At 64.1% G+C, this 22,128-nt stretch carries 21 protein-coding genes; 17 read left to right on the top strand and 4 right to left on the bottom strand.

Features of this window, described 5'->3' with window-relative positions; translation table 11 throughout:
- Positions 1 to 15: 15 nt before the first annotated feature.
- The gene (locus GPT34_RS02275) at positions 16 to 2,355 is read right to left on the bottom strand and encodes a YgiQ family radical SAM protein (RefSeq protein ID WP_291009261.1); all 2,340 of its coding nucleotides are present in this window, start codon (positions 2,353 to 2,355) and stop codon (positions 16 to 18) included.
- Between the two features lie 250 nt (positions 2,356 to 2,605).
- Between GPT34_RS02275 and GPT34_RS02270 the strand changes: the two genes are divergently transcribed.
- The 8 genes from GPT34_RS02270 (at position 2,606) to GPT34_RS02235 (ending at position 9,317) form a co-directional block, all read left to right on the top strand.
- The gene (locus GPT34_RS02270) at positions 2,606 to 3,019 is read left to right on the top strand and encodes a hypothetical protein (protein ID WP_291009259.1); all 414 of its coding nucleotides are present in this window, start codon (positions 2,606 to 2,608) and stop codon (positions 3,017 to 3,019) included.
- A 139-nt stretch (positions 3,020 to 3,158) separates the two neighbouring features.
- Entirely contained in the window at positions 3,159 to 3,551 is a 393-nt protein-coding gene (locus tag GPT34_RS02265) for a hypothetical protein (protein ID WP_291009256.1), read from the top strand.
- A gap of 131 nt (positions 3,552 to 3,682) precedes the next feature.
- On the top strand, positions 3,683 to 4,600 hold the full coding sequence (locus GPT34_RS02260) for a crotonase/enoyl-CoA hydratase family protein (protein ID WP_291009253.1): 918 nt from the start codon (positions 3,683 to 3,685) through the stop codon (positions 4,598 to 4,600).
- A gap of 43 nt (positions 4,601 to 4,643) precedes the next feature.
- A complete protein-coding gene (locus tag GPT34_RS02255; RefSeq protein WP_291009252.1) occupies positions 4,644 to 5,339 on the top strand; it encodes a CHRD domain-containing protein in 696 nt (231 codons plus the stop codon).
- 219 nt (positions 5,340 to 5,558) lie between these two features.
- A complete protein-coding gene (locus GPT34_RS02250; protein ID WP_291009249.1) occupies positions 5,559 to 6,095 on the top strand; it encodes a polymer-forming cytoskeletal protein in 537 nt (178 codons plus the stop codon).
- A gap of 130 nt (positions 6,096 to 6,225) precedes the next feature.
- The gene (locus tag GPT34_RS02245) at positions 6,226 to 7,914 is read left to right on the top strand and encodes an ExeA family protein (RefSeq protein WP_291009247.1); all 1,689 of its coding nucleotides are present in this window, start codon (positions 6,226 to 6,228) and stop codon (positions 7,912 to 7,914) included.
- A gap of 10 nt (positions 7,915 to 7,924) precedes the next feature.
- The gene (locus tag GPT34_RS02240) at positions 7,925 to 8,626 is read left to right on the top strand and encodes a general secretion pathway protein GspB (protein ID WP_291009244.1); all 702 of its coding nucleotides are present in this window, start codon (positions 7,925 to 7,927) and stop codon (positions 8,624 to 8,626) included.
- A gap of 49 nt (positions 8,627 to 8,675) precedes the next feature.
- Positions 8,676 to 9,317, top strand: a complete 642-nt coding sequence (locus GPT34_RS02235) for an ATP-binding cassette domain-containing protein (RefSeq protein WP_291009241.1) — start codon at positions 8,676 to 8,678, stop codon at positions 9,315 to 9,317.
- Positions 9,318 to 9,447: 130 nt separating this feature from the next.
- Here the strand turns inward: GPT34_RS02235 and GPT34_RS02230 are convergent, their stop codons facing one another.
- Together GPT34_RS02230 and GPT34_RS02225 are read right to left on the bottom strand one after the other, a co-directional pair.
- The gene (locus tag GPT34_RS02230) at positions 9,448 to 9,615 is read right to left on the bottom strand and encodes an antibiotic biosynthesis monooxygenase (protein ID WP_291009238.1); all 168 of its coding nucleotides are present in this window, start codon (positions 9,613 to 9,615) and stop codon (positions 9,448 to 9,450) included.
- Positions 9,616 to 10,087: 472 nt separating this feature from the next.
- Complete coding sequence (locus GPT34_RS02225) at positions 10,088 to 10,303, bottom strand: hypothetical protein (RefSeq protein ID WP_291009235.1); 216 nt, start codon at positions 10,301 to 10,303, stop codon at positions 10,088 to 10,090.
- Positions 10,304 to 10,541: 238 nt separating this feature from the next.
- Between GPT34_RS02225 and GPT34_RS02220 the strand changes: the two genes are divergently transcribed.
- From GPT34_RS02220 to GPT34_RS02205, 4 genes are all read left to right on the top strand, one after another.
- A complete protein-coding gene (locus GPT34_RS02220; protein WP_291009232.1) occupies positions 10,542 to 11,720 on the top strand; it encodes an ABC transporter permease in 1,179 nt (392 codons plus the stop codon).
- On the top strand, positions 11,717 to 12,532 hold the full coding sequence (locus GPT34_RS02215) for an ATP-binding cassette domain-containing protein (protein ID WP_291009229.1): 816 nt from the start codon (positions 11,717 to 11,719) through the stop codon (positions 12,530 to 12,532). The genes GPT34_RS02220 and GPT34_RS02215 overlap by 4 nt, the downstream gene beginning before the upstream one ends.
- Positions 12,533 to 12,545: 13 nt before the next feature.
- Complete coding sequence (locus GPT34_RS02210) at positions 12,546 to 13,553, top strand: MlaD family protein (protein WP_291009226.1); 1,008 nt, start codon at positions 12,546 to 12,548, stop codon at positions 13,551 to 13,553.
- A gap of 103 nt (positions 13,554 to 13,656) precedes the next feature.
- A complete protein-coding gene (locus GPT34_RS02205) occupies positions 13,657 to 14,292 on the top strand; it encodes an ABC-type transport auxiliary lipoprotein family protein (RefSeq protein WP_291009223.1) in 636 nt (211 codons plus the stop codon).
- Between the two features lie 30 nt (positions 14,293 to 14,322).
- Here the strand turns inward: GPT34_RS02205 and GPT34_RS02200 are convergent, their stop codons facing one another.
- Positions 14,323 to 15,486: an acyl-CoA dehydrogenase family protein gene (locus tag GPT34_RS02200; RefSeq protein ID WP_291009220.1), complete on the bottom strand. Its 1,164-nt coding sequence runs from the start codon at positions 15,484 to 15,486 to the stop codon at positions 14,323 to 14,325.
- A gap of 105 nt (positions 15,487 to 15,591) precedes the next feature.
- Here GPT34_RS02200 and GPT34_RS02195 point away from each other — a divergent pair, with 105 nt between their 5' ends.
- The 5 genes from GPT34_RS02195 to GPT34_RS02175 all read left to right on the top strand — a co-directional run bounded on the left by GPT34_RS02195 (position 15,592) and on the right by GPT34_RS02175 (position 22,111).
- Positions 15,592 to 16,797, top strand: coding sequence for an acetyl-CoA C-acetyltransferase (locus GPT34_RS02195; protein ID WP_291009217.1), 1,206 nt, complete (start codon positions 15,592 to 15,594; stop codon positions 16,795 to 16,797).
- A 125-nt stretch (positions 16,798 to 16,922) separates the two neighbouring features.
- Positions 16,923 to 19,082, top strand: a complete 2,160-nt coding sequence (locus GPT34_RS02190) for a 3-hydroxyacyl-CoA dehydrogenase NAD-binding domain-containing protein (protein WP_291009214.1) — start codon at positions 16,923 to 16,925, stop codon at positions 19,080 to 19,082.
- Positions 19,083 to 19,189: 107 nt separating this feature from the next.
- Positions 19,190 to 19,933 carry a 3-oxoacyl-ACP reductase FabG gene (fabG, locus tag GPT34_RS02185; RefSeq protein ID WP_291009212.1) on the top strand — a complete coding sequence of 248 codons (744 nt, stop codon included), beginning with the start codon at positions 19,190 to 19,192 and terminating at the stop codon, positions 19,931 to 19,933.
- 152 nt (positions 19,934 to 20,085) lie between these two features.
- Positions 20,086 to 21,735, top strand: a complete 1,650-nt coding sequence (locus GPT34_RS02180) for an ATP-binding protein (protein ID WP_291009209.1) — start codon at positions 20,086 to 20,088, stop codon at positions 21,733 to 21,735.
- A complete protein-coding gene (locus GPT34_RS02175) occupies positions 21,722 to 22,111 on the top strand; it encodes a response regulator (RefSeq protein ID WP_291009206.1) in 390 nt (129 codons plus the stop codon). The genes GPT34_RS02180 and GPT34_RS02175 overlap by 14 nt, the downstream gene beginning before the upstream one ends.
- The last annotated feature ends 17 nt before the right edge of the window (positions 22,112 to 22,128 follow it).

Here is a 22,128-nt window from a genome sequence, read left to right as displayed (position 1 = left end):
AGCTGCCGTCGAACATCAGGGCCTTCGCTTGACCGCCCCGGGGCGTGTGGCGGAGCCGGTCTGCCGTGGCGGCAAGCCGGTGTGCTGTGTGAGCAGCCGTCCCTTGACCGGTTGGCCGGTTTTCCCAGCAGCTACCTTGCCGCCCGGCGTGCTGTTCTTGCGGCGCGCGCTCTGGTAACCGCCGTCGTTGAGCGGCTGGAAGGTGGGGATGAGGTGGTGCTTGCCGTTGCCGATCAGGTCGGCACGACCCATGCTCTTCAGGGCCTCGCGCAGCAGCGGCCAGTGATTCGGGTCGTGGTAGCGCAGAAAGGCCTTGTGCAGCCGGCGCCGTTTCTCGCCACGCACGATGTCAACCCGCTCGGCCCGCTGCGGGTCACGGCTGATGCCCTTGAGCGGATTCAGGTTACTGTGGTACATCGCCGTAGCGGTGGCCATGGGGCTGGGATAGAAAGTCTGCACCTGGTCGGCGCGAAAGCCATTGCGCTTGAGCCACACCGCCAAGTTCATCATATCTTCGTCGCTGGTCCCGGGGTGGGCGGCGATGAAATACGGGATGAGGTACTGCTTCTTGCCCACCTCCTCGCTGTACTTCTCGAACATCTGCTTGAACTTGTCGTAGCTGCCAATGCCCGGCTTCATCATCTTGGACAGAGGGCCGCCTTCGGTGTGCTCGGGCGCGATCTTCAGGTAGCCACCCACGTGGTGCTGCACCAGTTCTTTCACGTACTCCGGGCTCTTCACCGCCAGGTCATAACGCAGGCCCGAGCCGATCAGCACCTTCTTGATGCCGCGCAGCTCGCGCGTGCGTTTGTAGATCTTGATCAGCGGGCCGTGGTCGGTGGTGAGGTTGGAACAGATACCGGGATAGACGCAGCTGGGCTTGCGGCAGGCGGCCTCGATCTCGGGGCTCTTGCAGCCCAGGCGGTACATGTTGGCGGTGGGGCCGCCGAGGTCGGACACTACACCGGTGAAGCCCTCGACCTTGTCGCGCATCTCTTCCACCTCGCGGATGATGGAATCCTCCGAGCGGCTCTGGATGATTCGGCCTTCGTGCTCGGTGATGCTGCAAAAGGTGCAGCCACCAAAGCAGCCGCGCATGATGTTGACGCTGAAGCGGATCATTTCCCAGGCCGGGATCTTGGTCGCGCCGTCGTGCCGGCCCTGTTCGTCGGCATAGGTCGGGTGCGGGCTGCGAGCGTACGGGAGATCAAACACGTGATCCATCTCGGCCGTGGTCAGTGGAATCGGCGGCGGGTTGATCCAGACATCGCGCGCTACTGCGCCCTCGCCATGCGCCTGCACCAGTGCGCGGGCGTTTCCGGGGTTGGTTTCCAGGTGCAACACCCGGTTGGCGTGGGCGTACAACACCGCATCGCTCTTCACCTGCTCGTAGCTCGGCAGGCGGATCACCGACCGATCGCGCGGTGGCGTTCTCACGCGACCCTGCAGCGCCGGATTGGGCACAAACTTGAGCACCTTGGTGCCGGCCGGTTGATCGCTTGCTGTCGACTCAGCGTCTTCTTTTGCACAGGACTGCCCTTGCGCCTGCGCCTGCTCGCTGGTGGTCAGGTAGGGGTTGAGTTGGGCGTCCACCCGACCAGGCATGTCGACCTCGGTGGAGTCGATCTGAATCCAGTCCGCCGCCGTGGGGTCACCCGGGCGGCGCACGAATGCGGTGCCGCGCACGTCGGTGATCTGTTCGACCCGCTCCTTGGCCGCCAGCCGGTGCGCAATCTCGACCAGCGCACGCTCGGCATTGCCGTAAAGCAGCAGGTCGCACTTCGCGTCCACCACGATGCTGCGGCGCACCTTGTCGCTCCAGTAGTCGTAATGCGCGATGCGGCGCAGCGAACCTTCGATGCCACCCAACACGATGGGCACGTCCTTGAAGGCTTCCCGGCAGCGCTGGCTGTAAACCAGCGCCGCGCGATCGGGACGCTTGCCCCCCACATCGCCAGGGGTGTAAGCGTCATCGCTGCGGATTTTCCGGTCGGCCGTGTAGCGGTTGATCATGGAATCCATGTTGCCCGCCGTCACTCCCCAGAACAGATTGGGCCGACCCAGCACCTTAAATGGCTCAGCACTCTGCCAGTCCGGCTGGGCAATGATGCCCACGCGAAAGCCCTGCGCCTCCAGCACGCGCCCGATCACCGCCATGCCAAAGCTGGGGTGGTCCACATAGGCGTCACCGGTCACCAGAATGATGTCGCACGAGTCCCAGCCGAGCTGTTCCATCTCGCCCCGGCTCATGGGCAGGAACGGCGCTACCCCGAACCGCTTGGCCCAGTAAGGGCGGTAGCTGGTGATCGGCTTGGCGGCACGCGCGAAGAAGGAGACGTCGATGGGGGCGTTCATGGATACACAAGGGGTAACCATCAAGTGTACGGTTGATGCGCGTTTTGGGTCGGGCTCACGATTGCGCCCCTGCTGGCGAAGCGGCGTTACAGACCGACGCAAATGCCGCAAGCTCCTTACCTGCTTAGTTGACTTAAGTCAATTGCAAACGCCCACGGAAGCCCAAACTAATACTTAAGCGGGTACTGGTGGGGGTACACATCCTCCCAGCCGCTTGAAGAAGTTCGATTCAACCATTCAAGGAGTTCTCATGAAACAGCCAAATTTGATCAAGGCCCTCATCGTCGCAGCATCGCTGGCGGGCATTGGCCTGGGCACCGCAATGGCGCAAGAGCAACTCAAGACCCAGGACCAGTTGCGGACGCAAGACAAAGACATGATCAAAGACAAAGATATGGACAAAGATCAGGATCGCATGCGCGATCAGGACCGGCTCCATATCTACGGCTATGAGCTCATGACCGATCAGGAGCGCAATGCCCAGCGGGAGCGTATGCGCGCCGCCAAGACGCTCCAGGAACGCGACCGTATCCGCGCAGAACACCGCGCCCAGATGGATGCCCGGGCCAAGGAGCGCGGCGTGGCCATCATTCACCGCGATGGTGGTGCCACAGGCAGCAGTGGCTCGTCTGGCGCTGGGACTGGCGCGGGCGGCAAGAAATAAGGTCGCCGAACCCGGATGCATCTGCGGCGCAAGCCCACTCGCTCAGCAGCCGCAAACTCATCCCATCGTCAGTCCGAAGCTGACCCACAAGCGCAGGCCGGACCAACGCCCGGTTGGCGAAGCGACACAAGGAATACACATGAAACACAGCAACTTTGCAAAAGCCACCCTCCTGACACTGGCCTTGACCGGCCTGGGATCTGCGCTGGCTCAGGACCAGCTTCGCACGCAAGAGCAGTTGCAAACGCAAGACATGCGGCAACTGCGCGATAAGATCTATGCCCACGATTACATGACGCAGCGCGAACGCGACGCCTACCTGGAGCGTATTCGGCTGGCCCGGACCGAGCAGGAACGAGAACAAGTTCGCCTGCAGCACCGTGAACAGATGGACCTGCGCCTGCGCAACATGCAACAGAACAAGAACGCCATGCCCGGCACCGGGATGCAAGGCGGTTCCGGTGGCATGGGCGGGCACCAGGGTGGTCAACCCATGTTGATGCCCAAGCGCCAGGGTTCTGGCCGGAACTGATTAACCCTCGAATCGCACCCAATGCCGACGCGCCCGAGTCGGCATTTTTTTGGCACCGTACCTAGTCACATGCGCAGTTGCCAGCGGCCTTGCGGTGCGCCTAGCATGGGTCCACCCAACCGGAGATCCCCATGCCCGACTACAGCACCCTCAGCATCCGGCCCGATGAGCGCAACCCGCGCATCGCCCGCCTGCTGCTCAACCGCCCCGAGAAGCTCAACGCCATCAACGACGCCATGCCACGCGAAATCCGCGCCGCGATGGAATGGGCCAATGCCGAGCCGGCCATCCACGTCATCGTGGTCGAGGGTGCGGGCAAGGGCTTTTGTGGTGGCTACGACCTCAGCCTTTTCGGCGAAGGCGACATCGACCACCCCTGCCAGCAGGAACGCCATCCCTGGGATCCGATGGAGGACTACGCCTTCATGAAGCGCAACACCGATGACTTCATGAGCCTGTGGCGCAGTGCCAAGCCCACCATCGCCCAGGTGCAGGGCGCCGCGGTGGCGGGTGGCAGCGACATCGCACTGTGCTGCGACCTGCTGGTGATGGCTGACGATGCACGCATTGGCTACATGCCCACCCGCGTTTGGGGCTGCCCCACCACCGCCATGTGGACCTACCGGCTCGGCCCCGTGCGCGCCAAGCAGCTCATGTTCACCGGCGATGTGATCGACGGCCGCACCGCCGCCGTCTGGGGCCTGGCCAACGAGGCCGTGCCCGCCGACCAGCTCGATGCCGCGGTGATGAAGCTGGCCACGCGCATCGCCAGCGTGCCGCGCTCGCACCTGGCCATGCACAAGCTGGTGGTCAACCAGGTGATGCTGGCCATGGGCTTGGAGCAAAGCCAGCAGATGGCGACCGTGTTCGACGGCATCACCCGCCACAACCCCGAAGGCCTCTGGTTTCGCCGCTATGCGCAGGAACAAGGTTTCAAAGCAGCGGTGCAGTGGCGCGATGGTGGCGAGCCGATTCCTGAAGGCGACGAAGCCCGTGCCCTGGTGCTGGAGATGGAGGCGCGGCGAAAGGCCCAGGGCCAGACACCCTAGGCGCCATGTCGGTCTGGCTGGAGAAGTCGCTGCCGGTGGCTCGGTGAAATTGGAATCCGACCCCGAATGGGGACCTATAGATCTTCTGGCAGAAGAGCAACATCGAAGTTTGAATCCAGTTGGCCCTCCGCTGCGTACCCAATTGCAGGGCCTCTGCATCCGGTATGGGGCGCCGAATGTGATCAACCCAATTGGAGCTCCCACCATGACACTCAAAAAACACCTCCTTTCCATCGCTGACTCGGGCTTGATCGGCCTCGCCGTCTGGGTCCCCAGTGCACAGGCGGGGCATTTGAACCCAGTGCTGGAAACCAACCTGGTCGGCGTGGAAGAAATCGACAACATGGGCAAGATGGCTGGCGATGCCAACGCTCGCGGTCACGCCACCGTTTTCGGTATCGACGGCGCGCAGAACATGAATACCCTGTGCTACGCCATCGTCGTCGATGCTCAGCTGGCCGAATTGGATCAGGCGCCAGGCAACGGCAGGGCAGCCCACATTCATGAAGATGCACGTGGCAGCAATGGCCCGGTGGTCGCCGCTCTGGCCTGGCCACAAAATGGCCAGGCTGGCGACTGCATCAGCGAGACCACGGAAGGCAGATTCCCGACCAAGGAAGCCGGCATCCTTCAGCGTATCCTGAAAAACCCACAAAACTTCCACATCAACCGGCACAACAGCGTGCATCCCGCTGACGCCATCCGGGGTCAGCTCGCCGAGACACCTCACGTTCACTGAACGTCTGCACCCACAGGGTGCGTGCCGCCCATCGTTGCAGAGATGCGGCTGTGGGCGACGCTGCACTTTGGCAGGGTTCTGGCAAATCCGCGTAACGACAAGACTTGCAACACCCGCAACCAGACGTACTGTGCATCTCGTTACCCCACTTACAGACCCGATCAGAATGTAAGCCACGTGGCCTTTAGCATGACTGCTTCACTTTTTGAAGGAGCTGACATGGCACTGCACTTTGGCAAACGCGATCCCGAACCCACCAAACCTATCAACAGCAGCCTGTCCACCCAGCGTTATGGCTCCGCTGCCAGCAGCGCTCCCCAAGTCGAAGAGTCCGCCACCCTGATCACGCCGGCCGCATCCACCAGCAGCACCGTGCCCGAAGGCGGCAGTAAGCTGACCGTGGGTCCGAACATCAAGCTCAAAGGAGTCGAGATCACCGACTGCGACACACTGGTGGTCGAAGGTCTGGTCGAAGCCACGATGGACTCTCGCGTGATCCAGATAGCGCAACAAGGTGCATTCAAGGGTTCGGCCGAGATCGACATCGCCGAAATCCGCGGCGTGTTCGACGGCAACCTCACCGTGCGCCAGAAACTGGTGATCTACGCCACCGGCAAGGTCACCGGCAAGATCCGCTACGGCAAGGTCGTGATTGAAGAAGGCGGTCAGCTCTCTGGCGATATCGAGTGCTCGGTGTCATCTTCATCCAGCAGCAACAAGGCGGTCAGCAAGCCCGCCATGTCCCTGGCCGCCTGATCCTGCCCTGTGGCGGCGCGCCTGGGCGGCGCGTCGCCCTGACCGCGGCGAGCCCCACATCGGTCAGGTCGCCAACCACCTCGCGACCGCTCAGATTGCCCGGCCTTGGCGCCCCCGTTATCCTCAGCGCATGTACGCCGGTCATTTCGGGCTGAAACACACGCCCTTTTCCATCGCCCCAGATCCGCGCTATCTCTTCATGAGCGAGCGCCATCGGGAGGCGTTGGCGCACCTGCTTTACGGCATCGAGGGGGGTGGCGGCTTTGTGCTGCTCACCGGGGAGATCGGCGCGGGCAAGACCACCATCTGCCGGTGCTTCCTCGAACAGATCCCGCCGCACTGCAATGTGGCGTATATCTTCAACCCCAAGCTCACCGTGGGTGACCTGCTCAAGACGATTTGTCACGAGTTTCACATCGAGGTGAGGCACGAAGGCATCGGCCCGGCCACGATCAAGGACTATCTGGATCCGCTCAACGCCTACCTCCTGAGCAGCCACGCAGCCGGCCAGCACAACATCCTCATCATCGACGAGGCACAAAACCTCACCAGCCATGTGTTGGAACAGCTGCGCCTGCTGACCAACCTGGAGACCCGAGAACGCAAGCTGCTGCAGATCATCCTGATCGGGCAACCCGAGCTACGCAAGATGCTCGCCCGGCCCGAGCTGGAACAGCTGGCTCAGCGTGTGATCGCGCGCTTTCACCTCGGTGCGTTGACCGAGACCGAGACCCGGCACTACATCCGGCACCGCCTTGCGGTGGCCGGCCTGAAGGGTCCTGCCCCCTTCACCGACTCCGCCATCAAGCGCATCCATACCCTCACCCAGGGCGTCCCCCGGCGTATCAACCTGATCTGCGACCGTGCCCTGCTGGGTGCCTATGCCGGCGGTCTGGACCGGGTGGATCGCTCGGTGGTCGACAAGGCCGCCGCCGAGGTGTTTGAATCACCTGCCATGCGCCCTCCCGCACCGCCTGCCTCGCGCCGCGCGTCGCGCCGCCTGGGCACGCTGGCGCTGGGGGCACTGGGCGGTGCCCTGCTCACCGCCGGACTTGTCGGGCTCTGGATCGCGACACGGCCCAGCGCACCCACGGTGGTTGCGGCGCCAGCGGTCGTGACGCCGCCGGCGGCCAACGCCGCAGTGGCCGCGAGCCCGACCACCAGCGCGATCACCCCAGCGTTCGTCGCCAGACGCGTGCCAGTCTTGTCACCGCCCACACCTGGCCTTCCGCCGGCGGCAGCTTTGCTGCGCAGCGAGCGTGCTGGCGTGCGCGAACTGGGGCCTTTGTGGGGCCAGAGCCTGCCCGATGCCGATCCTTGCGCCCGAGCCGAGCGCGAGCAGCTGCAATGCTTCACCACCAGCCGCATGACGCTGCATGGCATGCGCCAGCTCGATCGCCCCGCCCTGCTGGCCCTGCGCCTGCCCGGACAGCCTCGCGGCTGGGCGCTGGTCACGCAGATCACCAGCGAAACGGCCACGCTCAGCGTGGGCAACGATCGCTGGCTGGTGCCACTCACCGCATTGGCCGATGTCTGGCGCGGCGACTACACCACCCTGTGGCGCCTGCCTCCAGGGCAGGATGGCGCCTTGCGCAGTGCCACCGACGGAGCGGCGGCGGTTTGGTTGAGCGCGCATCTGGAGGGCATGAAGTCGCGCGGCGAACTGCCCGCCAGCGCCAGCACGCTGCGCCAGCTGGTCGAAGCCTTCCAGCGAGCCCGCGGGTTGGAGGTGGACGGCATTGCCGGCGCCATGACCTTCATGCTGATGAACCGGGCGGTGAACTTGGATGAGCCGCGCCTGGTTGCCGCCACGCGCTGAGAGCCACGCCATGTCCTACATCCTCGACGCACTCAAACGGGCCGACGCCGAGCGCGAGCGCGGCCACATCCCTGGTCTGCACACACGCAGCGCGCCCACCCTGGACCGCCCCGTCACCGCACCACCCAGGCGCTGGTTGCCCGCCGCGCTGATCGGGCTTTCCTTGTTGCTCGCGGGCGCCCTGGGTCTTTGGTGGTGGCAAGGGGTATCACGAAACGCGTCTGCGCTGGTGATCCCGCCCGAGGTCGCCCCGGCACAGCCCCCCGCTGGGGCGCCGCCGCCCCAGTCCACGCCCGCCACCCCGGACGCCACCCTGTCCACGCTGCCCATCCTCGCGCCCGAGCCCCCGCGCCCACCCCGTCAAACCAGCGCCGCCCCCGAACGGCCAGCTGAGCCTGAAGGACCGGCGGCGGCGGCGGCGACAATACCGGCTGCTTCAACCGCATCCACCTCCGCAGCGCCCACGGCAATCGCCACCGTCAACCCGGTACGCAGCTTCGCCGAACTCACGCCTGATGTGCGTGCCAGACTGCCTGCCGTCAACGTGAGCGGCTCCACCTATTCGCAGAATCCAGCCCACCGTATGCTCATCGTCAATGGCAAGGTAGTGCAGGAAGGTGGCGAGATCAGCCCCGGCCTCAAGCTCGAAACCATCGAACAACGCTCGGCCGTGCTCAACCACCAGGGCCTGCGTTACCGCATTGGCTACTAAAACACAAGCCGCGCGACGCGCACCTGCGCCCAACGCTGAGACCCTGCTCTTGTCCCACCATCCTGATGCGACCCGCCCAGCCGTGCTGCAGGTGCAGAACCTGTGTTTTGCGTGGCCGGACCAGCCTCCGCTATTTGATGGCCTGTCGGTCACGCTCGAGCCCGGTCTGCACCTGGTGCGCGGGGATGACGGATGTGGCAAAAGCACATTGCTGGCATTGCTCGCCGGGGTGCGCGCGGACGTGTCGGGCAGCGTGGTGATCGATGGCGTGAGCCTGGCGGCGGACCGCGCGGCCTTTCAGGCGTGCGTGTTCTGGATGGATCCCGCCACCGACGCATTCGACGCCATCAGCGCCAACGCATTTTTTGTCGCTCAGTCCGAGCGCTTCCCGGGCTTTCAGCCTGCGCTCGCTCATGAATTGGCCGAAGCGCTGGGCTTGGCGCCACACCAGCGCAAACCGCTGTACATGCTCTCTGCGGGCAGCAAGCGCAAGGTCTGGCTGAGTGCTGCGATGGCCTCAGGCGCGCCTCTCACGCTGATCGATCAACCCTTTGCCGCGCTGGACGCGCCCTCCACCCGCCAGCTGCGCGAGTTGCTGACAGAAGCCAGTGAACACCCCAGCCGCGCGTTCGTGATCGCTGACCACGAGGCGCCAGCCGGCCTAGCGCTGGGTCAGGTGATCGAAATCTGAGGCCCGCACCCTAGGCGAGCTTGTCGTAAGCCAGGATCTCGGGAGGCGATGCAAACAGCGCGGTCGCTGCCTCAATGGCCGCGCCCACGTGCGGCGTGCCCATGTGCGCGTCGGCCGCGACGGCGTCCTGCTACTGCTCCACCGTTTGGAACACATGCGGCGTGACCAATTGCTGGTACAGCTTGTAAGACACATAGCCCGGTTCCTGGCGAGACTGGGCGACCAGCTCGGTCAGGATGGAAGCGGCTTGCGCGGCCGCGTCGGGCTTGACGGTGATGCGGGCGAGGACGTGGTGCATGGAAGTCTCCTAGAGGGGGCAAAGCTGACCGGGCACCCTCATCGCGCCCAGTAACCTCACCATACGCTCGGGCTACTTCCTGCCGGGGACTATCACCCCAGCTGGCCGGTCTGCGTCACCACCGACACCCCTTTTTTGCGCAAGTTCTGGTGCACCGGACAACGGTCGGCGATGGCATCTGCCGTTCGCGCGGCGCTTCACTCAGCACGCCAGTGAGCACGATCACGCACGCGATGCGATCGATCTGCCCCGACTGTGTTTCGCAGCGCTCGCCGTCGGTGGCGTGTACCTTGTCGTGCACCAGCGCCCCGCGCACCCACTCCAGAGCTGCCAGCCGTTGCGCCGCGCAAACATACGCAGCGTCCACGGAGCGCTGCTCCCTGCGTGTTGTAGGGGCTGGGGCCGAGGTTGTCGCCCCCACCGCCACCGGTTCGTCCATCAGGAAATGGTGCTTGCCGGCACTCACGCCACCTTAAAAGCAGCCCCCGCTGCCGCCCCGGCCGGTGAAATCAAAGCGCAGCACTTCATCGCCGGTCTCGGCCCAAGCTCGGGCAATGAAGGCCGCAGCCTTGCTGTCTTCGAAGCAGATGACGCAGTGGGCGAACAGAGCCCAGGCGCAGGGCAGTTCGAGCAGACCCGCGCGCGTCACGCCGGCCGAGCTCGGAAGCGCCACGGATTGCTTAAGCACGGGGGTTGTTTCGTCGCGCGGAGCCAGTCAATCTGGCCAACCCACTGGCGGTTGATCTTTGCTTCAGCTCGCTTCTAACCGACGTCCTCTAAGCATCTAAGAGAGGCCTTCCCACACAAGCGGCTTGAAGGCTGCTCCAAGGGCAAAGACAGATAGCCTCGTTGTCCACAGTAGCTTGGTCAAGATCACTATGATGGACCACGCCCTGTCGCGCGGCCCATTGCCGAAGTTTCACGCCATGAACCAGGCCCACATTTCAGCCGAACCCTCCGAAGTCGCCCAGATCGAGTGCAACGCTGCGCCGCGCGTCGCGCAACAGATGGGTCCACAGGGCCCTGTTCTGCAGGTCTTGGGTCATTGGACTGCGGCGAGGCTGGCTGATGCACAGCTCTGGCGCGGCCTGCAGGCCAGCCTGAAGCAGCACGCCGGCGGCACGTCACCACCGACCGCATGGGCCTTAGAGGGCGCTCAAGCCATTGACCATATTGGCGCACAGCTGCTCTGGGATCACTGGGGCCACGCCTGGCCACCCAATCTGTCCCTGAGCGATGGGCAGCGCGCCTTGTTCGAGCGCGTTGAGCGCTTCACGTTGTCGCCCCCCCCAGAACCAACGCGCAATCTGTGGCAACGCTTCTTGAGCCTGGGAAGCAGCGTGCTGAGGCTGCTGGAGCACCTGTACAGCTTCATCGGACTGCTGGGCCAGTTGTTATTGGACACGCTGCGTTTGCTGCGGGCCCCAGCCCGCGGACCTTGGCGCGACATCTCAAGCCACCTCTTCCACTTCGGCGCAACAGCCCTGCCCATCACCGCGCTGGTCGGTTTTCTCATCGGCGTGGTGCTGGCTTACCTGAGTGCCCAGCAACTCAAACAGTTCGGTGCCGACGCCTTCATTGTCAACCTACTGGGTGTCTCGCTGGTGCGCGAACTCGGCCCGATGCTCGCCGCAATCTTGGTCGCAGGTCGATCCGGATCTGCCATCACGGCACAGATCGGCGTGATGCGCGTCACCCAAGAGCTCGACGCCATGCGCGTGATGGGCATCGCACCTGGCTTTCGCCTCGTCATGCCTCGTGCGCTAGCACTGGCCATCGCCATGCCGCTCATCAGTGTCTGGACCACCGTGCTCGCCCTTCTCGGCGGCATGGTGGCGGCCGACATTTCCCTCGGTATCTCGCCCACCTTCTTCATCAACGCACTGCCCGCTGCTGTCGAGCTGGCCAATCTCGGACTGGCCACGGGAAAAACGGTGGTCTTTGGCCTGTTCATCGCGCTCATTGCCTGCCATTTTGGCCTTCGGGTTGAGCCCAACACGGAAAGCCTGGGTAAAGGCACCACGGCATCGGTCGTCACATCGATCACCGTGGTCATCCTGGTCGACGCCTTGTTTGCCATCGTCTTCAAGGACATCGGCGTATGAGTACAACGCGCCTTGCAAGCGAACAGCCGGCAGTGGACATTCGGGGTTTGTGGACTGTCTATGGGGGTGGCAATGCGCCCGAATTCGTGGTGCACCGAGATCTCGATCTGCAAATCGCGAAGGGCGAAATCCTGTCGCTCGTGGGCGGGTCAGGCACAGGCAAGACCACGCTGCTGCGTCAGATTCTGGGTCTGGAGTCGCCCACCCGTGGCGAGATCAGCGTCATGGGCGAGGCTGCAGGCCACGCCAACTCCCGCAACGCCGCCACCAGCCGCGTCGGCATGCTGTTTCAGCAAGGCGCCTTGTTCTCGGCCTTCAACGTGCTGGACAACATCGCCTTCGCCCTGCGCGAGTTGAGCCACCTGCCCACAGAGCTCGTGCGCGACGCCGCTTTGGTCAAGCTTCAAATGGTGGGCCTGGAAGCCAAGCACGCCAGCAAGATGCCTGCAGATCTCTCGGGCGGCATGGTCAAGCGCGTGGCCTTGGCCCGTGCCCTCATCATGGACCCACCGCTGCTGCTGCTGGACGAACCCACCGCCGGACTCGACCCTGAGGGAGCCGATGGCTTCTGCCAGCTGCTTCGCTCCCTTCACCGAGAAATGGGTCTGACGGTCATCATGGTCACGCACGACCTAGACACCTTGCTCGAACTCTCCAGCCGGGTGGCGGTTCTTGCTGACCAGAAAGTCGTGGTGGTGGGCACGCCCCAAAAGGTGATTGCGACACCCCACCCCTTCATCCAGCATTATTTTGGCGGCGGCCGAGGCCAGCGTGCCATGGCCTTGCTGGACGCGCCCGAGCCGCCCGCCTAAAGGACAACGCTCTATGGAAAACAAATCCCACGCCTTCGCCGCCGGCGCCTTCATCATCACGGTGGTCGCACTGCTGCTCGGACTGGCCACCTGGCTTTCGCGCGACCAACAGGAAGGTGACATCTACGAACTCTCCACCGCCGAATCTGTGACCGGTTTGTCTGAACAGGCGGCGGTTCGCTTTCGTGGCATCAACATTGGCAAGGTCACCCAGATTGGGTTTGACCCCTTGAACAAAGGCCAGGTTTTGCTGCGCATTAGCATCAGGAAAGACGTGCCGCTGACCGAGAGCACCTACGCCACCTTGGGCTACCAGGGCGTGACGGGCCTGGCCTTCGTGCAGCTGGACAATGAGGCCAGCACCGGCGCAGCCTTGACCACCAACAGCGACCAGCCCACGCGCATTCCCCTGCGCCCGGGCTTGCTGAGCCAGTTCGCCGACCAAGGCTCGTTCATCCTGGAGCAGACACAGCGCATTTCAGAACGGGTGGGTGAGCTGCTGTCCCCGGCCAACCAGCAGGCCATCATGGGCAGCGTGCAAGCCATTGGCGAAACTGCCACCAAACTCGGCGCCGCTTCCGACCGGATACAGACCATCCTCGACGCCCAGCTGGGTCCCGAGCGCACCAACATCCCCGCCCTGGTCGCTGACACGCGAGCCACCATGCTCGCGCTGCAAAAGTCGACGGCTGAGCTCAACGCCACGGCCCAGGCCGCCACGGCCAGCGCCCAGGCGCTGACCGACATCGCCAAAGCAGCCACTGCACCCAACGGCTTGTTGCAAAGACTGGAGCAAGGCGCCGAAGACCTGTCTCAAAGCGCTCAGGCCATCAACAGCGTGGTCCTGCCGAGCGCGGTGCGCGCAGCCGAAGGGGCAGCCCGCACCGCCAACGCAGCCACCAGCGCTGCGCGCAGCGTGGATCGAGCGGCCACCGCCTTGGCCGACGAACCACGCAGCCTGATTTTCGGCAGTGGAGGCACTCCGCCAGGCCCTGGCGAGCCCGGCTTCGTTTCGCCCTGAAGCACCCATCGCGTTCGCCACTGCCGCCCATGAATCCGTTTGTATAAGCCCTGGCGTGTGTCCGTGTCTGGCCATACCCGGTAATTCGCAAGGAGTCCAACCCATGCCCCTCCACACCGACCGCTCCTCCGCCATCCCTTGGACCACCCAGGCCAGGAGACTGGCTGCGGCAGCCGCCGCGCTGGCGTTATCGGCCTGCGCAGTGACCCAGGCACCCGCACCCAAGCTGGTGTACGACTTTGGTCCCGCTGCCCCGGTCGCGTCCAACCCCGCGGTGCCCGCGCTGGCGCCCCTGGCCCTGGCGGAGGTGCAGACCAGCGTCTCGCTTGACACCACCGCCGTACAGTTTCGCCTCACCTACGCCAATGCCCAGGAACTGCGCCCCTACGCCCTGGCCCGCTGGAGCATGCCACCAGGGCAACTGCTGCAGCAGCGGGTGCGCGCCGTTTTGACTTCGCAAGGGCCCGTGCTTTCGCCGGGCGAAGGCTCACCGGCTTACGCCCTCAAGCTTGAACTGGAGGAGTTCAGCCAGCAATTCGACGCACCGAACTCCAGCCAAGGTGTGGTGCAACTGCGCGCCACCTTGCTCAAGGGCAACGAATTGTCAGCTCAGCGCAGCTTCACAGCCACTGCACCAGCACCCACGGCAGACGCCCCCGGCGGCGTGCGCGCGCTGACGGCCGCGACCCAGGACGCTGCCACACAGATCGCCGCCTGGCTGGCGCAAAGCATGCCGTAACGCGCGTGAAAGCGGCAAGTGCGCCGCCGCTCAGCGACCGCCCAGCCCCATGGCGCGCGAGATCACCTCTTTCATGATTTCGTTCGTGCCTCCATAGATGCGCTGCACACGCGCGTCGGCGTAAGCACGGGTGATGGGGTATTCCCACATGTAGCCGTATCCGCCAAACAGCTGCACGCAGGCGTCCATCACCTGGCATTGCAGATCGCTGCACCAGTACTTGGCCATGCTGGCGGTGGCGGTGTCGAGCTGATCGGCGTTGACCAGCTCGCAGCATTTGTCCACAAACACCCGCGCCACCTGCACCTGGGTTTGCAGCTCGGCAAGCTGGTAGCGCGTGTGTTGAAACGCCCCCACCGCCTGGCCAAAGACCTTGCGTTCCTTCACGTAGTCCACCGTCCAGTCGATCGCAGCCTGTGCGGCCGACACCGCGCCGATCGCGATCTGCAGCCGCTCCCAGGGGAGCTGCTCCATCAGGCAAATGAAGCCGCGGTTTTCCTGGGCTGCGCCACCCAGCAGCTGCTCGGCGGGCAACTTCACGTTGTCGAAGAACAGCTCGCTGGTGTCCTGCGCTTTCAGCCCCAGCTTCTTCAAACGCTTGCCCTTCTCGAATCCCGGTGTGCCGCTTTCCAGCAAGAACAGGCTGGTGCCTTTTGCGCCCGCTGCCGGGTTGGTCTTGGCGACCACGATCACCAGATCGGCGTGCCAGCCGTTGGTGATGAAGGTCTTGCTGCCGTTGAGCAGGTAGCCGCCATCGGGCTGCTGCATGGCCGTGGTCTTCACGCCTTGCAGATCACTGCCCGCCGCGGGCTCGCTCATGGCGATGGCGCCCACCATCTCGCCGCTGGCGAGCAGCGGCAGGTACTTCGACTTTTGCGCCTCGGTACCGTAGTGCAGGATGTAGGGTGCCACGATCTCGCTGTGCAGCCCGTAGCCGATGCCGGTAAAGCCACCGCGCGCCAGCTCCTCCATCTGCACCACCGAATACAGCTTGTCCGCGTCGGCACCGCCGTGTACTTCGGGCATAGTCATGCACAGAAAACCATTGGCACCTGCCTTGCGCCACACCTCGCGGTCCACATAGCCCTGCTCCTCCCAGGCTTCGTGGAACGGGGCAATTTCCCTGTCCATGAAGCGGCGAAAGCTGTCGCGGAAGGCTTCGTGGTCGGCGTTGAACAGGGTGCGTGGAATCATGGCTGTCACCTATCGGACGTGGAGGGAGAGATTTATGCAAAGCGCTTGCTTGGCAAAAGTCTATACTGATTCGCGCCCCTTGAACCGTTGCCCTGGAGACAAGCCATGCCTGAAGCCTTCGTATATGACGCCATCCGAACGCCCCGCGGCAAGGGCAAGAAGGACGGCAGCCTGCACGAGGTGAAACCGGTAAACCTGCTCGCGGGCCTGTTGAGCGAACTGCAGCGCCGCAACCAGCTCGACACTGCCGCGGTGGACGACGTGGTGATGGGTGTGGTCTCGCCCATCGGTGAACAGGGCTCGGTGCTGCCCAAGGTGGCCGCGCTCAAGGCCGGATGGGACTGGCGCTGCTCGGGTGTGCAGCTCAACCGCTTTTGTGCATCAGGCCTGGAAGCGGTGAACATGGCGGCAATGAAAGTCCGCAGTGGCTGGGAAGACCTAGTTGTCGCGGGCGGGGTGGAGAGCATGAGCCGCGTGCCTATTGGCTCGGACGGCGGCGCCTGGGCGCAAGATCCGGAAACCAACAGCGCCACACTGTTTGTGCCGCAAGGCATTGGCGCCGATCTGATCGCCACACTCAACGGCTTTTCGCGTGACGAAGTGGACGCCTTTGCGCTGGAATCACAAAAGCGGGCTACCGCTGCCCGAGCCGCCGGGTACTTCGATGGTTCAGTGGTGGCGGTGAGGGATGCGCTCGGCCAGATCATCCTCGCCAAGGACGAGTTCATCAAACCCAACACCACGATGCAAGGCCTGGCGAGCCTGAAACCCGCGTTTGAACAACTCGGCGCTATGGGTTTTGACGCCGTGGCCCTTCAGCGGTACCCGCAGGTCGAGCGCATCCACCATGTGCACCACGCCGGCAACTCCTCGGGCATCGTGGACGGCGCCGCGGCGATGCTGATCGGCAGTGAAGCTGCGGGCAAGACACACGGCTTCACGCCACGCGCTCGCATCGTGGCGGTCGCCCTCTCGGGTGCCGACCCCACCATCATGCTCACGGGCCCCATGCCGGCCGCGCGCAAGGCGCTGGCAAAGGCAGGCCTCAGCATCGACCAGATCGACCTGTTTGAAGTCAACGAAGCCTTTGCTGCCGTGCCCATGAGGTTCATGCAGGAGCTGGGCGTGCCACACGAGAAGGTCAACGTGAACGGCGGCGCCATCGCCATGGGCCATCCGCTCGGTGCCACCGGTGCAATGATTCTGGGCACGCTGGTGGACGAGCTGCACCGCACCGGCAAGCGCTATGGCTTGGCGACGCTATGTGTCGGCGGCGGCATGGGCATTGCCACCATCATTGAGCGGGGGTGACCACCCGATACGCGCGCCGCGCTTCGCGCATCACCCCTGAAAGAGGCAACACCTGCGGCCCGGCAAAGCCAGTTCCGCGGTGTTCTTGAACCACGCTCGATGGGCATCTCTTTGGAGCTTTTCACATGATCACCCCAACCATCCGCTACGAACTCGCCAACGGCATTGCCACCATCACCTTTGACGAGCAGGGCTCGCCGGTCAACACAATGTGCCTGCAGTGGCAGGAAGACTTGGCGACGGTCGCTGCACAGGTGGTGCAGGACAAGGCGCAGCTCAGAGGCGTGGTGCTGGCCTCAGCCAAAAGCACGTTCTTCGCGGGCGCCGACCTCAAGGGGGTGATGCGAACCCAGGCCAGCGATGCGCCGCGCATCTTCGCGGAAATCGAGCGCATCAAGCAAGCGTTCCGCGCGCTGGAAACCCTGGGTGTCCCGGTGGTTTCGTGCCTGAATGGAACGGCGCTGGGCGGTGGCTGGGAAGTGGCGCTGGTCGGTCACCACCGCATCGCGGTGAACGACCGCAAGATCCAGTTTGGTCTGCCCGAGATCACGCTGGGCCTGCTGCCTGGCGCCACCGGCATCACCAAAATGACCCGCCTGCTCGGCCTGATGGGCGCACAACCCTACATCTTGGAGAGCAAGCTGTTCGGTCCCGAGGAAGCGGCGAAGCTGGGCCTGGTGCACGAGCTGGTGGCCACACCTGAGGATCTCATGCCGCGCGCCCTGGCCTTCATCGAATCGGCGCGGGGTCAGCCCGAGGCAGCGCAGCACCCCTGGGACCGCAAGGACTACAAGATGCCCGGTGGCACACCGAGCAATCCCAAGATCGCGGGCATGCTGACCGTGGCACCCGCCGTGCTCAAGCAGAAAACGCGTGGCCTCTACCCAGCGCCTGAAGCGGCGCTGGCTGCCATGGTCGAGGGGGCAATGGTGGACTACGAGACCGCGCTGCGCATCGAGAGCCGCTACCTCGCTGGCCTGATGGTGAATCCAGTAGCGAAGAACATGATCAACACGTTCTTTTTCAACCTGAACGCCATCAAGAGCGGGCAGTCGCGTCCAAAGGACGTGCCCAGGTTCCAGCCCAAGCGTGTCGGCATCCTGGGCGCGGGCATGATGGGCGCGGGCATCGCCTATTCGCAGGCCAGCCGCGGCATCGCGACTGTGCTCAAGGATGTCTCGATGGAGGCCGCCGAAAAAGGCAAGGCCTACACCGCCAAGCTCACACAAAGGCGCGTCGACAAGGGCCAGATGTCGGCCGAGAAGCAGCAAGGCATGCTGAACCTGATCACACCCACCCCCAGTGCGGCTGACCTGAAAGGTTGCGACCTGATCATCGAAGCGGTGTTCGAGCAACGCGAGCTCAAAGCCCTGGTGACGATGGAGACCGAGCCCATGCTCGCCGAAGGCGGCTTCTTTGCCAGCAACACGTCTACCCTGCCCATCTCCGGGCTGGCGAAGGCATCGGCCCAGCCGGCCAAGTTCGTCGGCATCCACTTCTTCAGCCCGGTCGACAAGATGAAACTGGTGGAGATCATCCGCGGGAAACAGACCGATGACGAAACGGTGGCCCGCGCCTACGACTACGTGCAGGCGCTGGGCAAGCTGCCCATCGTCGTCAACGACTCGCGGGGCTTCTACACCAGCCGCACGTTTGGCACTTTCGTCATGGAGGGCGCCGTCATGCTGGGCGAAGGCATTCCGGCGCCGGTGATCGAAAACGCGGCCATGCAGGCCGGCATGCCGGTGGGTCCGCTGGCCGTGCTGGACGAAACCGCCCTGTCGCTCTCCGTTCATGTGCTGGAGCAGACCCGGCTGGACTTCCAGAAAGAAGGTCATTCCTACACCGCCACGCCGGGCGAGACGCTGGTGGAGCGCATGGTAAAGCAGCACCACCGCGCCGGCCGCGCCGCCGGGGGTGGTTTTTACGACTACCCCGAAGGCCAGAAGAAGCACCTGTGGCCCGAGCTGAAGGAGCTGTTCGAAAAGCCCGGTGTGACCTGGGACCTGCAAGACATCAAGGACCGTATGCTCTACCGCCAGGCGGTGGAGACCGCGCGTTGCCTGGCCGAGGGCGTGCTCACCAGCGTGCACGACGGCAACATAGGCTCCATTTTCGGCATCGGCTTCCCCGCCTGGACCGGGGGTGCGCTGCAGTTTGCATATGGCATGGGGCTGGATACTTTTGAGCGCCGCAGCGCCGAGCTGGCGGCCCAGTACGGCAACGGCTTCTTGCTCAGCGACGAGGTGAAGGCCACGTTGCGCCAACACCAGCCGGTGTACTGACGTCAGGGCGTTGTCAGCCTGCCGCCATTTCCCCAACGGATACTGCTGATTGCCAGCGGGCATTTCGCTCGCCGACCTGTTTCGTCAACCCGCTTCACACCCCCACCATGACACGTCTCGCAGGAAAAGTCTCGATCATCACCGGCGCCGCGCAAGGCATCGGCCTGGCCACCGCGCTCAAATTCGCCCAGGAGGGCGCGACCGTCATCGTCTGTGACGTGAAGCAGTCGGCGGTGGACGCCGCGGTCAAACAATGTGAGGCGCTGGGTGCCACGGCGCTCGGTTTTGTGATGGACGTGACCCAGCGCACCATGGTCGACGCGGTGGTGGCGAAGGTGAACGCACAATTTGGCCGCATCGATGTGCTGGTGAACAACGCCGGCATCACGCAAGACGCGCGGCTGCAGAAGATGACGCTGGAGCAATTCGACAAAGTGATCGACGTCAACCTACGCGGCGTGTTTCATTGCGCGCAGGCTGTGGCCGACACCATGACGGCACAGGGCAGCGGCGTGATCCTCAACGCCAGCTCCGTGGTCGGCATTTACGGCAATTTTGGTCAGACCAACTACGCTGCCAGCAAGTTCGGCGTGATCGGCTTCACCAAGACCTGGAGCCGCGAACTCGGACCCAAGGGCGTGCGGGTGAACGCGGTGGCGCCGGGCTTCATCAGCACGCCCATCCTCTCCACCATTCCCGACAAGGTCATTGCCGAGATGGAGCATCGAGTGCCGCTCAAACGCCTGGGAAAGGCCGAGGAAATCGCCAACGTCTACGCCTTTCTGGCCAGCGACGAAGCCAGCTACGTCAATGGCGCGGTGATCGAAGTCTCGGGCGGCATGTCGGTCTGAGGGTCCAGTGTCCGGCCACTGCTGTGCCTGCGAGCAGGCGCGATACCGCGGGCGGTATGCCCATGGCGCAGCCGATTCAGGTACAAGAGAGAATCACCCGCTTGAAACCGCTCGCCGCGCTCACCCCGACACCTCCCTGACCAGTCCACCACTTGAAACCTGCCGACCTGCCCCTTAACGAAGCCCAACGGCTGGCCCGCCTGCGCAACCTGGAGATCCTGGACACGCTGCCACAGCAGGCGTTTGACGAGATCACCGCCCTGGCATCCTCGCTCTGCGGCACGCCGATCGCGCTGATTTCGCTGGTCGACGAAAAACGCCAGTGGTTCAAATCGCGCCAGGGGCTGGCTTTCAACGAAACGGGACGCGATATCGCATTCTGCGCCCACGCCATCCTGCAGCCAGATCAAGTCATGGTGGTCTCCGACGCCACTCAGGATGAGCGCTTCCGCGACAACCCGCTGGTGACCGATCCATCCAGCCCATTGCGGTTCTACGCAGGCTCGCCCATCGTCACCCAGGACGGCCTGGCGCTGGGCACGGTCTGCGTGATCGACACAGAGGTGCGTGAGCTCTCGGCCAGTCAGGCGGCGGCATTGCGATCGCTGGCGAGTCTGGTCACCACCCTGCTGGAGCACACGAAGCTGCAGCGGGAGCTGGCGCGGCACGGGGCAGCGAAGGTGCGCCAGGACATCGCGGTGATGCAGGCCCTGCTCACCAGCGGGCGCGAACTCGAAGCGTTCATCGACCACGACCACACCTACCAGTTCGTCAATCCGGCTCACCTGGACTACTGGGGCCGGCAGCCGGACGACATCGTGGGTCGCCAGGTGCCCGACCTCATCGGACAGGCGCAGTTCGAGCTCATCATCCGGCCGTACCTGGATCGGGCCCTGGCCGGTGAATCCGTGATTCACGAGTCGCCGATCGACTTTCCGCATCTGGGCCAAAGGCAGTTCGAGGTGTCATACCTGCCCGCGCGAGACGACGAGGGGCAGGTGCTCGGTGTGGTGGTGCGTGCCCAGGACATCCAGCAACGCAAAGACCGCGAGGACGCGCTGAGCCAGGCCCTGGAACAGCTGCAGCTCACCACGGTGGAGCAGGAGCGTTTCATCCACATCATTTCGCACGACCTGCGCGAGCCCATCAACTCCATCAATAACTTCGCCGAGTTGCTGGCCACGGACGAACGGATCATCTGGCCCGGCAAGTCCCGCAGTTACCTCGATTTTGTGCGCCAGGGCGGCCAGCGCATGGAGACCCTGCTCAACGACCTGCTCGAATTTGTGCGTATGGATCACCATGTGCTCCAGCCGCAGCCAGTGGATCTGGGCCAGCTAGCGACCCAGGTGCAGGACGATCTGGCCATGGCGCTAGAGCGCTCTGCCGGTCGGCTGGTGGTTGGGCAACTGCCCTCCGCCTGGGGCGACCCCACCTTGCTGCGCATCGCGCTGCAGAATCTTGTGAGCAATGGCCTGAAATTCGCGCGGTCTGGCGTGGCACCGGAGGTGAACATCACGACCCAGCTCTCCGACGGTCAGCTGCAGCTGGCGGTGCGAGACAATGGCATCGGCATCTCCGCCGAGCATCTGGACAAGGTTTTCGGCATGTTCCAGCGCTTGCACACGCGCAAGCAGTTCGCGGGCTCCGGGCTGGGTCTGTCGATCTGCCGGCGCATCGCCGAACAGCACGGCGGTTCGATTTCGGTCACCTCCACACCCGGCGAGGGCAGTTGCTTTGTGCTGAGCCTGCCGCTGGATCCCACCCCAACTGCACCCAGGAGTGCCAATGAGCCGGTATGAACGCTTCATCCTGATCGACGACAACGAGGCCGACAACGTTTACCACGAGATCATGATCGAACGCGCCGGCTTCACCGGCGAGGTGCTGGTGTTTGAAAGCGGCGAGGACGCGCTGGCGTTTTTTCGCAGCGACGCCATGCAGGTGCCCACCTGCATCTTCCTGGACATCAACATGCCAGGACTCGACGGCTTCGGCGTCGCGGAGCAAGCCACGCCGTTGCTGGCGGACAAGCCCACCATCATGCTGGTGATGCTGACCTCGTCGGGCTCACCGGCCGACCGCGCCCGCGCCGCCACATTGCCCATCATCAGGGGCTACGTCACCAAGCCGCTGGACGTCGAAGGCATCCAGGCCCTGATGGCCGAGGCGATCTGAGTCTCCGCCGCGCCAGT

The organism is Hydrogenophaga sp. (assembly GCF_011390835.1).
Lineage (GTDB): Bacteria > Pseudomonadota > Gammaproteobacteria > Burkholderiales > Burkholderiaceae_C > Hydrogenophaga.
The sequence above is the reverse complement of the archived record's forward strand: the minus strand, read 5'-3'. Positions and strand labels throughout refer to the sequence as shown.